Origin of the sequence: Amycolatopsis sp. cmx-11-12 (assembly GCF_046269425.1) — a bacterium.
GTDB lineage: Bacteria > Actinomycetota > Actinomycetes > Mycobacteriales > Pseudonocardiaceae > Amycolatopsis.
In genome coordinates this window covers 21,283-34,558 of sequence record NZ_JADNQM010000024.1, presented here as the reverse complement: position 1 = coordinate 34,558, position 13,276 = coordinate 21,283, and the positions used below count along the sequence as shown (strand labels likewise).

At 69.0% G+C, this 13,276-nt stretch carries 11 protein-coding genes; 8 read left to right on the top strand and 3 right to left on the bottom strand.

What is annotated here, in order from left to right; all coding sequences use genetic code 11:
• Positions 1–18: 18 nt before the first annotated feature.
• Both ACLARN_RS28370 and ACLARN_RS28365 read left to right on the top strand, forming a co-directional pair.
• Positions 19–894 (top strand): A/G-specific adenine glycosylase, encoded by an 876-nt coding sequence (locus ACLARN_RS28370; protein ID WP_409494524.1) that lies wholly within the window; start codon positions 19–21, stop codon positions 892–894.
• 88 nt (positions 895–982) lie between these two features.
• On the top strand, positions 983–1,948 hold the full coding sequence (locus ACLARN_RS28365; protein WP_409494523.1) for an N-acetylmuramoyl-L-alanine amidase: 966 nt from the start codon (positions 983–985) through the stop codon (positions 1,946–1,948).
• A gap of 56 nt (positions 1,949–2,004) precedes the next feature.
• Here the strand turns inward: ACLARN_RS28365 and ACLARN_RS28360 are convergent, their stop codons facing one another.
• Entirely contained in the window at positions 2,005–2,787 is a 783-nt protein-coding gene (locus ACLARN_RS28360) for an alpha/beta fold hydrolase (protein WP_409494522.1), read from the bottom strand.
• Between ACLARN_RS28360 and ACLARN_RS28355 the strand changes: the two genes are divergently transcribed.
• The 3 genes from ACLARN_RS28355 (at position 2,786) to ACLARN_RS28345 (ending at position 5,539) form a co-directional block, all read left to right on the top strand.
• Positions 2,786–4,225, top strand: coding sequence for a M1 family metallopeptidase (locus ACLARN_RS28355; protein WP_409494521.1), 1,440 nt, complete (start codon positions 2,786–2,788; stop codon positions 4,223–4,225). The two genes, ACLARN_RS28360 and ACLARN_RS28355, sit on opposite strands and share 2 nt — an antisense overlap.
• Before the next feature lie 200 nt (positions 4,226–4,425).
• Entirely contained in the window at positions 4,426–4,734 is a 309-nt protein-coding gene (locus tag ACLARN_RS28350) for an antibiotic biosynthesis monooxygenase family protein (protein WP_076155856.1), read from the top strand.
• Positions 4,727–5,539, top strand: coding sequence for an SIR2 family NAD-dependent protein deacylase (locus ACLARN_RS28345; RefSeq protein ID WP_409494520.1), 813 nt, complete (start codon positions 4,727–4,729; stop codon positions 5,537–5,539). The genes ACLARN_RS28350 and ACLARN_RS28345 overlap by 8 nt, the downstream gene beginning before the upstream one ends.
• Here ACLARN_RS28345 and ACLARN_RS28340 read toward each other — a convergent pair.
• On the bottom strand, positions 5,536–6,543 hold the full coding sequence (locus ACLARN_RS28340) for an endonuclease/exonuclease/phosphatase family protein (protein ID WP_409494519.1): 1,008 nt from the start codon (positions 6,541–6,543) through the stop codon (positions 5,536–5,538). The two genes, ACLARN_RS28345 and ACLARN_RS28340, sit on opposite strands and share 4 nt — an antisense overlap.
• A 125-nt stretch (positions 6,544–6,668) precedes the next feature.
• Between ACLARN_RS28340 and ACLARN_RS28335 the strand changes: the two genes are divergently transcribed.
• The gene (locus tag ACLARN_RS28335) at positions 6,669–7,646 is read left to right on the top strand and encodes an ATP-binding cassette domain-containing protein (protein ID WP_409494518.1); all 978 of its coding nucleotides are present in this window, start codon (positions 6,669–6,671) and stop codon (positions 7,644–7,646) included.
• Positions 7,643–8,440, top strand: coding sequence for an ABC transporter permease (locus ACLARN_RS28330; RefSeq protein WP_409494517.1), 798 nt, complete (start codon positions 7,643–7,645; stop codon positions 8,438–8,440). Before ACLARN_RS28335 ends, ACLARN_RS28330 begins: the two co-directional genes overlap by 4 nt.
• A gap of 73 nt (positions 8,441–8,513) precedes the next feature.
• Here the strand turns inward: ACLARN_RS28330 and ACLARN_RS28325 are convergent, their stop codons facing one another.
• Positions 8,514–11,696, bottom strand: coding sequence for a BTAD domain-containing putative transcriptional regulator (locus ACLARN_RS28325; protein WP_409494516.1), 3,183 nt, complete (start codon positions 11,694–11,696; stop codon positions 8,514–8,516).
• A gap of 151 nt (positions 11,697–11,847) precedes the next feature.
• On the opposite strand from ACLARN_RS28325, the gene ACLARN_RS28320 reads away from it, so the two are divergent.
• A complete protein-coding gene (locus tag ACLARN_RS28320; RefSeq protein ID WP_409494515.1) occupies positions 11,848–13,263 on the top strand; it encodes a M1 family metallopeptidase in 1,416 nt (471 codons plus the stop codon).
• Positions 13,264–13,276 lie beyond the last annotated feature (13 nt).

Sequence of the window (13,276 nt, the reverse complement as noted above, 5' to 3'; positions counted from 1 at the left end):
CGCCACTACGCTGGACCGGTGGGCGTCGACGCGGATGTGCTGATCGAGTGGTTCGGCGAAGTGGGGCGCGACCTGCCCTGGCGTGAGCCGGAGTGCACCGCATGGGGCGTACTCGTCAGCGAGATCATGTTGCAGCAGACGCCGGTCGCGCGCGTCCAGCCGATCTGGCTCGACTGGATAGCGCGCTGGCCGGTGCCGTCGGCGCTGGCGGCGTCTTCGCAGGGCGAGGTCGTGCGTGCCTGGGGCAAGCTCGGCTACCCGCGGCGCGCGCTGCGGCTGCACGCCGCGGCTGCCGTCATCGCCGCCGAACACGGCGACGTCGTTCCGTCCGATGTGGACACTCTGCTCTCGTTGCCGGGCATCGGCGCGTACACCGCACGCGCGGTCGCGGCCTTCGCTTACGGCAAGCGGGCGCCAGTGGTGGACACCAACGTCCGGCGCGTGGTGGCCAGGGCGGTGCACGGCGCGGGTGACGCCGGGCCGCCGTCGAACACCCGCGACATGGCCGACGTCGAGGCGCTGCTGCCGCGAGAGGACGCGCCCGCCGCGAAGCTCTCGGCGGCACTGATGGAACTCGGCGCGCTCGTCTGCACCGCCCGGTCGCCGCGCTGCGCGGATTGCCCGATCTACGACGACTGCGCCTGGCAGCACGCGGGCAAACCCGCCTACGCCGGGCCCGCGAAGCAGGTCCAGAAGTTCGCCGGTACCGATCGCCAAGTGCGCGGGCTGCTGCTCGACGTCCTGCGCGGCACCGAAGGACCGGTCGAGAAGGCGCGGCTGGACCTCGTCTGGGACGAATCCGGGCAGCGTGACCGCTGCCTCGACTCCCTGCTGGTCGACGGCCTGCTCGAACAGACCGGGGACGGTCTGTTCACACTCCCTGGCGAACACTAACGCACTACGACAAAAGTTGGTCAATGGTTGTCATCGGCGCGATGGCGGGTTAGTTTTCCGGCCAACGCGCATGATGGGAGTTACGCCCGTGGCCGACTTCGACCGACGTACCGCGCTCAAGGGCGGCCTGACGGTAAGTGCCGTCGGGCTACTGGGGACAGCGCCGATTTCCGCCGCAGCCGCGGCGCCTGGGGCAGTACGAGAACCGACGATCCACGGCACGGCGGCCTGGGGTGCCCGGCCGCCGAACGGGGCGATCGAGGTGCAGAACCACAAACCGACGTACATCGTCGTGCACCACACGGTCGATCCCGGCAACACCACCGACTACTCGCTCGAGCGCGCGTTCTGGGGGTCGCGGGCGATCCAGAACTTCCATATGGACACGCGCGGCTGGGTGGACAGCGGCCAGCAGTTCACGAACAGCCGTGGTGGGCACATCACCGAAGGGCGGCATCGCAGCCTGGAAGTGCTGCGCGGCGGAACGCGGCACGTGCTCGGCGCGAACGTGGGCAACAACAACAGCACCTGCATCGGGATCGAGAACGAGGGCCTCTACAGCAAGGAAAACGTCACGCCGGCGCTCTGGGACTCGCTGGTGAAGATGGTCGCGTACATCGCTTCGCAGTACGGGATCTCGCCGGAGTTCATCAAGGGGCACCGGGACTTCAACTCGACCGAGTGCCCGGGGACCGTGCTGTACGACCGGCTTCCGGAACTGCGCACCGAGGTCGGGAGACTGCTCGGCTCGGCGTCACCGAAGGTCGATCTGCCGGAGTGGCCGCTGCTCAAGCCCGGCGACACCGGACCGCGAGTGCGGACGGCCCAGGAACTCCTGCGGGCACGCGGGTTCGCCGTCCCGACTGACGGCCTCTTCGGACAGTCCACAAAGGACGCAGTCGCCGCGGTGGCGGCTCGGAACGGACTGGAGCGCGACGCCTGCGGCGCGACCATGGCGACCGACGAGACCGGGTTCCTCGGGTCGGACGTCTGGCCGCTCATCGTGCGGCCGGGCACCGACCTTCGTGCCCTCAAGAAGCAACTCGTCCTCTAGTCGCGCTAGTTCGTAACGCGTACTACCGCAACCAGAGGACTAATTGCGGCAGGGAACTACCCGATGACGTCGGAGAGAAAAGCTTCGACGGCACCGAGATAGGTCTCCGGGGCTTCTTCGTGCACGACGTGCCCGGCGCCCTCGACGACGATGTGACGGCCGAGGCCGCCGGGTACGCGGGCCGCGAGTTCGGCCTGCTGCCCGTGCGGCATCGCCGTCCGCTCGCCCTCGATGGCCAGCAGCGGGCATTTGACGCGTTCGACGTATTCCCAGAAATCCCGGCGCCCCCATTCGGCCGCGATCTCGTACAGATCGGGGAGCGAGGCGATCAGGTGATAGCCGTCTTCCCGTTCTTCGACGCATTCGATGAAATAGTCGCCGGTTTCGCCGAAGAACTCGCGCACGTGGGCCAGTGACCGGAACGGGACCGGCCAGGATTCGAAATAGCCTCGCCAGTCGTCCACGGACCGCCCGCGCTGGTCGGGCGCGAAGTCCTCGCAGACCACCGCGCGGACGAGGTCGGGATGCGTGGCCGCGGTGACCCAGGCGTGCAGGCCGCCCATCGAATGTCCGATAAGGACCGCGGGTTCGCCGAAGGTCCGCAGCACCGCGGCGACGTCGTCGGCGAACCGCTCGGTGCGCCATGGCCCGCCACGCGGACCGCGTCCGTGGCCGCGCGCGTCGAGACCGTGGACACGCCCGTACCGTTCGAGTCTTCCAGCGACCCGCCACCACGTCGTCGCCCTGCCCATCAACCCGTGCAGGAGGACGATCGGCGGTCCTTCGCCGCCGAAAGTGATCAACCCGTCGCGGTGAATCACCACTAAGCTCCCCTCCATGCGCAGCCGAGTCCCCGCCGCCGGCCTGATTCTGGGGGTCGTCGGCGCCCTGATTATCGGTTGCAGCGTCGATGATCCACCGGCCGCTCCCCCTCCGCCGCCGATGAACCCGGCGCCGGGTGCTTCGGGCGCGGGCGACCCGTATTACCCGATGGACGGCAACGGCGGTTACGACGCGATCGAATACCAGGTCGGGATCACTTACGACCCCGCGAAGGGGCGGCTCGACGGCGACACCACGGTGAGCGCGAAAGCGACTCAGGACCTCAATCGGTACAACCTGGACTTACGCGGCTTGACGGTCCAATCCGTTGAAGTGGAGGGAAAACCGGCGAAGTTCGCTCGTGAGGGCGAATTCGAGCTGGTGGTGACCCCCGCCGAACCGATCCGGAACGGGACCACTTTCCGCACGAAGGTCGTCTACGGCGGCGACCCGTCGGCGACCCCGAAAGCGGGCGGCAGCGAGAACGGCTGGCAGAAGTCGAAGGACGGCGGCGCGTTCATCGTCGGCGAGCCGCATTCGGCGTCGTTCTGGTATCCCGTCAACGAAACCCCGCGTGACAAGGCGATGTTCAACCTCACCGCCCGGGTGCCGGACGGCTGGACCGTCATCTCGAACGGCCGCGAGATCCAGAAGACCTCGGCGAACGGCTGGTCCACGACGTCCTGGCAGGAGCGCACGCCGGTGGCGGCCTATCTGACCACGGTGGCGATCGACAAGTTCACCGTCGACCGGATGGCCCTCCCGGACGGGACGCCGCTGGTCAACGCGTACGCGCCGGGCGCGGAGGACCGGCGCGACACCGGCAGGCGGTTGCCGGAGATCATCGGCTTCCTGACCTCGAAGTTCGGGCCGTACCCGGTGGACGCGGCGGGCGGGATCTACCTCGACGAGGACATCCACTTCTCGCTGGAGACCCAGACCAGGCCCACCTACGCGAAATGGGCCGACCTGATCACCGTGGTGCACGAAACCGCACACCAGTGGTTCGGCGATTCGGTGACGCTGAATTCGTGGTCCGACATCTGCCTCAACGAATGTCTCGCCTCGTACGCGCAATGGCTGTGGCAGGAATCGCGGGACGGCCAGAACCTCGACGACCGTTACCACGCCGCCCTCGAGATCATGCGGGGCAGCACGGATTTCTGGACGCCGAAACTGGTCGGGATGGGGGCCGGGCAGGAATTCCACGGCGTCTACGACAAGGGGATCCTGGCCATCCACGCGCTGCGGCGGAAGATCGGCGAAGGGGCGTTCGCGCGGCTGCTGAAGGAGTGGCCGGCGGCCTATCGGAACGCCAACGCGTCCTGGGCGGATTTCGAGGCGTTCACGATCAAGCTTTCCGAGCAGGACCTGCGGCCGTTCTTCGACGCCTGGTTCCACGGCACGGTGATCCCTCCGGACGCCGAACTGCTCCCAGGCACCCTGCGGGGCTAGGGACGGTCGTGAAGGCCTCCTTACTTGCGCGCAACCCACGCCTCCGCAAGTAGTCCTCTAGTTGCGGTCAACGCGGAGCGGGGCGTTCCGTGCAGGTCGCCAGCCAGATGCCGGCGCGGGACCGGCGACACTCGCGCCGGAAACGAGGATCTTCGTGTCGGCCATCGCGGCGCAAAAGAGTTTCACCGTAGGGTGGCGGTATGGCAGTCGTGAAGATCAACGCGATCGAGGTCCCCGAAGGCGCAGGCCCCGAGCTGGAGAAGAGGTTCGCCGCGCGGTTGCACGCCGTCGACAACCAGCCCGGCTTCCTCGGCTTCGAGCTGCTCCGCCCGGTTTCCGGCGAGACGCGCTACTTCGTCTACACGAAGTGGGAGTCCGAAGAGGCCTACCAGGCTTGGGCGTCCGGCCCGGCGCGCGAGGCGCACGCGGGCGAGCGCGCGAAGCCGGTCTCCAGCGGGGCGAACCTGCTGGAATTCGAGGTCGTCCAGGCTTCGAAGCCGGGTGAGTGAGCTCGAACGAGCCGCGGAACTGATCGACGGCGCCGGCGCGCTGCTCGTCTGCGCCGGTGCCGGGATGGGCGTCGACTCCGGTCTGCCCGATTTCCGGGGCGACGAGGGTTTCTGGACGGCGTATCCGCCGTACGAGCGGCTGGGCATCAGCTTCGTCGAACTCGCCGACCCGCGGCATTTCGCCGAAGACCCCGAGCTGGCCTGGGGTTTCTACGGGCACCGGCTCGCGCTGTACCGGGACACCGTCCCGCATGAGGGCTTCCGGATCCTGCTGTCCTGGGGAGCGCGGAAACCCGGCGGCACACGCGCCTTCACGTCCAATGTGGACGGACAGTTCCAGAAGGCGGGCTATCCGCACGTCGCCGAAGCGCACGGGTCCATTCACCACCTTCAGTGCCTTGCCCGCTGTACCGGCGAGATCTGGGCCGCGGACGACGTAGAAGTCCCTCTCGACGAGGACACGATGCGCGCGCTGGAACCGTTGCCGTCGTGCCCGCGCTGCGGCGGTCTCGCGCGGCCCAACATCCTGATGTTCGGCGACTACGACTGGCTGGAACGGCGCAGCCAGGCCCAGCTCGACGAGCTGACGGCTTGGCGCCGCGCACATCGCGACCTCGTGGTGGTGGAACTCGGCGCCGGACAGGCCGTGCCGACGGTGCGGCGGTATTCGGAACTGGCCAGCGCCGCGACCGGTTCACTCGTCCGCGTCAACCCGCGCGAGCCGCAGATCCGGCACGGACGGGGCGTCTCGCTGGCGAGCAACGGCCTCGACACCCTCAAAGCGCTGGACGCCCTGCTGTCTTAGGGCAGGACGACCTCGGCATAGACGGCGTCGTGATCACTGCCCGGCATCTCCAGCACCTTGAAGTCCGCGATGGCCGTCCGCTTGTCCGCCAGCACGTGGTCGATCGGCACCGGCGGCACCATCCCGTTCGTCCAGGTCCCTTGCAGTGCCTTCCCCAGCTGATCGGCCGCGTCGACGTATCCCCTGGTCAGCAGCTCACGGAAGACTGAATGGTCGAGGCTGGCGTTGAAGTCGCCCGCCAGGATCCGGATGTCGTGCTCGGCGTCGGCGTAGGGCAGGTCCTTGGCCTCGTCGACCCAGGCGTGCCTGTCCCACATCGGCGCCGCCGGATGGACCGCGACGACCTCGATGCGGACCCCGTCGCCGAGGTCGACGCTCGCACTCGGCTGCTTGCGGTTCGAATCGCCGCTCAGCTTCAACGGCGTGAGCGGGTACTTCGACACCAGCCCGGAGCCGGACGCCCACGCCGCCGGGTTCAGCACGCGGAACGGCAGCAGCTGGAACAGCCCGGCCCGCTCCAGCCCGGAAACCGCCTCGGGCGTCATCTCGGTGAGACTCAGGATGTCGACCTGGTGTTCCTTCACATAGCCGACGATCGTGGCCAGCTCCGCCTGCCCGCCGAGCAGGTTCGACGCCAGCACGCGGACGTGCTTCCCGCCGAGCGCCTTCTGCTCGTTCGCGAACGCGCGGGGCAGCACCAGCGCGGCGATCGTGAAGGTCAGCACCAGCGCGATCGCTCCTGTCCACCAGCGCCGCGTTCCCAGCGCGAGGACGGCGAGCACCAGCGTCGCGATCCCCGCGTACGGCGTCAGCGCGAGCGCCGCGATCGTGTACGTGTTGCCGTCGAACCCCACCAGCCGCAGCATCGTCAGCACCGCGAACGGCACCAGCGCGCCGATCAGCAGCCCGCTGACCAGCTTCCCCCGCGGGCTCACGCGCACCCGTTCTTCGATCACCATGACGTCGAGTATGCCGATCATGGGCGGCGTGACGGCGGTCTCCACAACACCTTCACAACCTCCTCACCTCACGCCTACCAGCGCTTATCAGCCGGTGTCAGCGCGCTGTGCGCGGTCTGCCAGCCGGGAAGGGCACCTTTGTCCGCGGGGCGAGATCCACAGGAGGAAACATGACTCACGCGATCAGGGCCGAGGGCCTGGTCAAACACTATGGGGAGACGAAGGCGCTCGACGGGGTCGATCTGGAGGTCCCGGCAGGCAAGGTGGTCGGGGTGCTGGGGCCGAACGGCGCGGGGAAGACGACCGCCGTCCGGATCCTGGCCACCTTGATCCGGCCGGACCGCGGCCACGCGAGCGTCTTCGGTTACGACGTCGTCAAGAACCCGATGCAGGTACGGAGCATGATCGGGCTGACCGGGCAGTACGCGTCGGTCGACGAGGACCTCTCCGGCACCGAGAACCTCGTGCTGATCGGCAGGCTGCTGGAGTTCTCCAGGGCCGACGCGAAGAAGCGGGCGGCCGATCTGCTGGAGCGGTTCGAGCTGACCGACGCCGCCGGGCGCGCGATCAAGACCTACTCGGGTGGGATGCGGCGGCGGCTCGACCTCGCCGCGAGCCTGGTCGGCCGTCCCAAGGTGCTCTACCTGGACGAACCGACCACCGGCCTCGACCCACACGCCCGCAACGAGGTCTGGGCCGTGGTCCGGACGCTGGTCGCGGACGGGACGACGGTGCTGCTCACCACGCAGTACCTGGAGGAGGCCGACCAGCTGGCCGACACGATCACCGTGTTCGACCGCGGGCTGGTCGTGGCGAACGGCAGGGCCGACGAGCTCAAGCGGCGGACCGGCGGCCAGACGTTGCAGGTCCGGCCGACCGCGCTCGCCGATCTCGACGCCGTCGAGCGCATCTTGGCCGGGCTCACCGGGGTCCAACCGAACCGGGACAACGACACGGGGCTGCTCACCGCGCCCGTCGCCGATCCCGTCCTGCTGTCCACCTTGGTCCGCAAACTGGACGAGGCCGGGATCACCGCGGACGAGCTGGCGCTGCGGCTGCCCAGCCTCGACGAGGTGTTCCTCGCGCTCACCGGCAAGCGCCCCGAAGAGTCCACAAAGGACACTACTCCGGAAGGGAGCCTGGTATGACGACCATCGCCGCGCCCGCGCAGGCGCGTGTTTCACTGTCGAGCAGCGTCCAGCATGGGCTTTCCCTTGCCTGGCGCGGCATCCTGAAGATTCGCAAGAACCCGGAGCAGCTGGCCGACGTCACCATCGCGCCGATCATCTTCCTGGTCATGTTCGTCTATCTGTTCGGTGGCGCGCTCGCCCCGAGCATCGACGACTACCTGCAGATGATCGTGCCCGGCATCATGGTGTTCAACATCCTGCAAGCCAGCATGACCGTCGGGGTCCAGCTCAACACCGACGTCACCAAGGGCGTGTTCGACCGGTTCCGGGCGATGCCGATCGCCAGGTCCGCCCCGCTGATCGGCGCCGTGCTGGCCGACATCGTGCGCTACCTGGTGTGCATCACCGTGCTGATGATCGTCGCGACGATCATGGGCTACCGGATCCAGACCGGTCCGGCGGAGTTCGCGCTGGCCGTGGTACTGGTCATCGCGTTCGCGCTGGCGTTCTGCTGGGCGTCGGTGTTCGTCGGGATGCTGGTGAAGAGCCCCGGCGCGGTGCAGGGCCTGATGTTCGTGGTGCTCATGCCGCTGACCTTCGGCAGCAACGTGTTCGTGCAGACCGGCACCATGCCCGGCTGGCTGAAGGCGTGGGCCGACATCAGCCCGGTGTCGCAGATGTCCGACGTGCTGCGCGGACTGATGAACGGCGGACCGGTCGCCGGGCCGCTGACCGGCGCGCTGATCTGGATGGCGGCCGCGGTCGCGGTCTTCTTCCCGCTCGCCACCTGGGCCTATCGGAAGCGCGTCTGACGGGGGTCAGGGGGAACGCGCAGGAAGTCCGTGAAGGCCTCCTTCACTACCTTGAGGGTAGGTAAGGAGGCCTTCACGGACTCGCTTCGGCGCTCAGCCAGGAGAGCAGATCGGCCCGCGGCAGGTCGGCGTCCTGAACGAGCAGGGCCTCGTAGCGCTCCTCCCCGAAGTGCTCGCGGAGGTCGTCGATCAACGCCCGGATCGAGGGTTCACCGAGGTCGAGCCTGCCGCGCAGGAGATTCGCCGCGCCGAGCAGCCGGACGGCGCTGTCGGGCCGCCCTCGCAGGAACCGGATCAGGGCGACGACCTCGACGATCCGGGCGAGGTCGGGCATGTCGCCCCGCTCCTTGGTGGACTTCACGACGACGGCGGCCGCGCGCTCGGCCTCGTCCAGCTCTCCGGCGGCCAGCGCGACCTCCGTGTCGATGAACCCGCCGAACTCCTCGCCGAACAGGCCCGGCAGCGGCACCTGGGACATCAGCTCCCGGAACCGCGCGGCGACCTCGCGGGCCTCGTCCACCCGGCCGGCGCGGCTGAGCAGGTCGGCCTTGCCCACCAGCACCATCACCGCGAGCTGGTCGTTGCCCGTGTCGATCGCGTAGCGCTCCGCCTCCCGGATCTCGCGCATCGCCGTTTCGAGGTCACCGGCCCGCGCGTACTCCGTCGCGAGCCGCCAGCGCTGCTGGATCACGTCGTCCTGCGAACCCAGTTCGAGGGCGAGGGCAATCCCTTGCCGGTACAGGGAAAGCGCGGCTTCGTGGTCACCGGACATCGAGATGTCGGACGCCTTCATGCCCACCGCCATCGCGGTGCCCCACCGGTCGCCAACGGCCGAGAACCCTTCGAAGGCCCGGTCCCTCGCCTTTCCCGCCCCCTCGGAGTCCCCTTCGTCGCCGAGGATGAAACTCTGCGCCCACGAAGCGGCGGCACGCGACCACGGGTCCGGGCTCAGCAGCGCCCGCGCCACCTCGCGGTGCGCGAGTTCCCTGTCCTGGCAGAAGAACGCGAGCATCGGCAGCCCGAGAGCCAGCCCGGCGAACCGTTCCTGCGCGTTCGTCCGCACGCACTGATCGATGAGTGCGAGGCCCTCTTTCGCGTCGCCGATGCCGGGCACCATCGCCATCATCGCGCGGATCGCCTGGAAAGCGGCGGCGAAGTCCTCCTCCAGCCGGTCACCGAAGGCGAGCACCTCGGCGACGAACCCCTCCAACCGGTCACTGTCACCTTTGATCAGCCAGTACCAGTAGGAGTTGCCGAACAGGCGCGCCGCCATCTCCACGTCGTCCGCGTCGATCGCCTGACGAAGCGCCGTCACGAGGTTGCCGTTCTCGGCGTCGTACCGCGAGATGGCGATGAGCTGGTTCCTCGTCCGCAGCGACGGCTCCAGCCGCTCGGCGAGTTCGGCGTAGTAGCGGTGGTACGCCTTCGTCAGCAGCGCACGCTCTCCCGCCTCGTCGAGGCGCTCCGCCGCGTAAGCCCGGATGGTCTCCAGCATGCGGTAACGGGGCTCGCCCTGATCACCGGCCATGGCGTCCACAATGGACTTCTCGACAAGGGAACCGAGGACGTACAGGACGTCTTCGGCGGGCAGTCCTTCACCGGCGCAGACGCTCTCGACCGCTTCGACCTCGGCACCCGCCCCGAAGACCGACAGCCGCCTGGCGAGGACGCGTTCGGCGTCGTCGAGCAGATCCCAGCTCCACTCGACGACGGCGCGCAGCGTGCGCTGCCTCGGCAACGCCGTCCGGCTGCCCGAGGTCAGCAGGCGGAACCGGTCGTCGAGACGCCGCGAGATCTGCGCGACGGTCATCGACCGCAGCCGTGCGGCGGCCAGTTCCAGTGCCAGCGGCATCCCGTCCAGCCGACGGCAGATCTGCGCGACATCGTCCACAGTGGACTCGTCGAGGACGAAGTCCGGGCGCACCGCCATGGCCCTGTCGACGAACAGCCGGATCGCCCCCGCTTCGGCCGCCTCCGGCACGGTCGGGGTGCCGTCCGGCACGGAGAGCGGGCCGAGCGGGCACAGCGTCTCGCCGTCGATGGCCAGCGCCTCGCGGCTCGTCGCGAGGATCCGCAAGGTCGGCACGCGGCGCAGCAGGGTGTTCGCCAGCTCGGCGGCCGAATCGACCAGATGCTCGCAGTTGTCCAGCACCAGCAGCGCTTCGCCGGCGCCGAGCGTCTCCACGGCCCTGGCCAGCGCGTCCACCGGGCGCCGCATCGGGTCGCCGTGCGAGAGGCCGAGGTCCCACAGTTCCAGCGCCGCGAAGACCGCGCCGGGCAGATCGCCAGGATCGCGGACACCGGCGAGCGGCACGAACCAGACGCGCCCGCGCGAGTGCGCCGGATGCCGCGTCGCGACCTCGGTGGCCAGCCGTGTCTTCCCGGCGCCGCCGGGCCCGACCAGTGTCACCAGCCGCGCGCCCGCGAGGAGTTCGGCGACGAGCTTCAACTCGTCGTCACGGCCGACGAAACTGGTCAGGCGGACCGGGAGATGGTCGGCGGCCGCGGGTGGCGGGCCGAGTTCGCCGCGCAGCGCGGCGAGGTGGATCTCCTTGAGTTCGGCCGAGGGGTCGACGCCCAGCTGATCGGCCAGCGCCGCCCGGACCTCCTCGTAGACGGCGAGGGCATCGGACTGCCTGTCCGCCGCGCACAACGCCCGGATCCACAGCCCGGCGAGACGTTCGCGCAGCGGATTCCCCGCGGCCGCTTCCTTGAGATCCGCCAAGACCCGGTCTTGCCCGCCGAGCCGGATCTCGGCCTCGAAGCGATCTTCGACGGCTTCGAGACGCAGATCCTCCAGCCGGGTCGCCGGCGCCTGCGCGAAGGGAGCGTCGAGCACGTCGGACAGCGCTTGGCCGTGCCAGAGACCGAGCGCTTCGGCGAGGATCGCGGCCGCACCGCCGTCCCGGCCCGCCGCCAGCTCGGCCCGCCCCTCCGCGGCCAGCCGTTCGAAACGGAACACGTCGACGTCCTCGCGGGCGACGTCCAGCCGGTAGCCGCCAGGGCCCGAGTCGAGCGTGACGCCGTCGGCACGCAGGACCTTGCGCAGCCGCGAGACCAGGGATTGCAGCGCGTTCGCCGCGTCGGCCGGCGGTTCCGCGCCCCAGAGACCGTCGATGAGGGCCGTCGCCGGGACACCGCGGCCGGGGTCCAGCGCGAGCCTGGCCAAGAGCATGCGGAGGCGGACACCGCCGATGTCGACCGGGGTGCCGTCACCGGCCTCCGCTCCGATCGGGCCCAGCAGCGTCACACGCACGACCCCCAGCTTTCCAGAACGCGCAAACGCATAGCCCACACAGGCGACGGAAGTGGGGATTATCCGGGCACGAAGGATCTTTCCGGGCGGACGGCCGAGGTCACGGCGCTACGTTCGTGACCAAATGACAGCCGATCGACTGGGAGCGTGAATGAGGTACCGGAGTGCGGCCGTCATCGCCGCCGTTCTGGCCGCGAGTGTCCTCGGCGGCGGGACCGCCCTCGCCGACACCGACAAACCCGGCGCCGACGGCGCGGGCGACAGCTACTACCCGCAGGACGGCAACGGCGGCTACGACGTCGGCGACTACAACCTGAAAATCGGCTACGAACCGGCCACCAAGCAGCTCACCGGCCTGCAGACGATCACCGGCCGGACAACGCAGTCCCTGAGCTCGTTCAACCTCGACCTGCACGGACTGACCGTCGATTCGGTCAAGGTCAACGGGCGGAAGGCGGCCTTCACCCGGACCGGAGACCACGAGCTGGTGATCACCCCGGCCCGCCCGCTGCGCAACCACGAGCGGTTCACCGCCGAGGTCGTCTACCACGGTGTCCCGCAGCCGATCAACGATCCGATGCTGGGCGAGAACGGCTGGCAGTACGCGAAATCCGGCGGCGCGTTCGCGGCGGGCGAGCCGAAGTCCGCGACGACCTGGTACCCGGTCAACGACACGCCGCGCGACAAGGCGACCTTCCACCTCACGATCACCGTGCCCTCGGAATGGGGCGTCATCTCCAACGGTCGCGAGCGCGGGCAGTTCAAGAACGGCGAGCACACCACGTACGTCTGGGCCGAAGAAACCCCGGCCGCGCCGTACATGACGACGGTCGCGATCGACAAATGGGAGTTCGAGCGGACGAAGCTGTCCGACGGCACCCCGGTCGTCAACGCCTACGCCCCCGGCACCCCCGCCGCGACCAAGCAGGCCGAGGCGCGGCTGCCGGAGATCATCGACTTCCTGGCGTCGAAGTTCGGGCGGTACCCGGTGGACGCGGCGGGCGGCATCTTCCTCGCCGAGCCGATCGGGTTCTCGCTGGAGACGCTGAGCAGGCCGATCTACTCGGGCGCGGCTGGCAACGTTCCGACGATCGTGCACGAGAACGCCCACCAGTGGTGGGGTGACTCGGTCGCCGTCGACAAGTGGAAGGACGTCTGCCTCAACGAATGCTTCGCCTCCTACGCGGAGTGGATGTGGTCCGAGGCGAAGTCGGGCCAGGACCTCAAGGCGCGCTACCTGACCGCCGTGCAGAAGGCGACGGACCGGTTCTGGGCCGGAAAGCTGTACGACATGGGGCCCGGCAACGAGTTCACTTCCGTGTACTCGAAGGGCCCGATGGCACTGCACGCACTGAAGAACTACATCGGCGCGGCACCGTTCGACCGCATCCTGAAGACGTGGCCCGCCATCCACCGCGACGGCAACGCGAGCCTGCCGGAGTTCCAGAAGTTCGCCGAACGCGTCGCGCACAAGAACCTCCAGGGCTTCTTCGACGCCTGGTTCTACGGCAACACCAAACCGGCGCCCGAGTTCCTCTACCCCGGGGACCTCAAGCCGGCCGCCTGACGTCGGTCACACG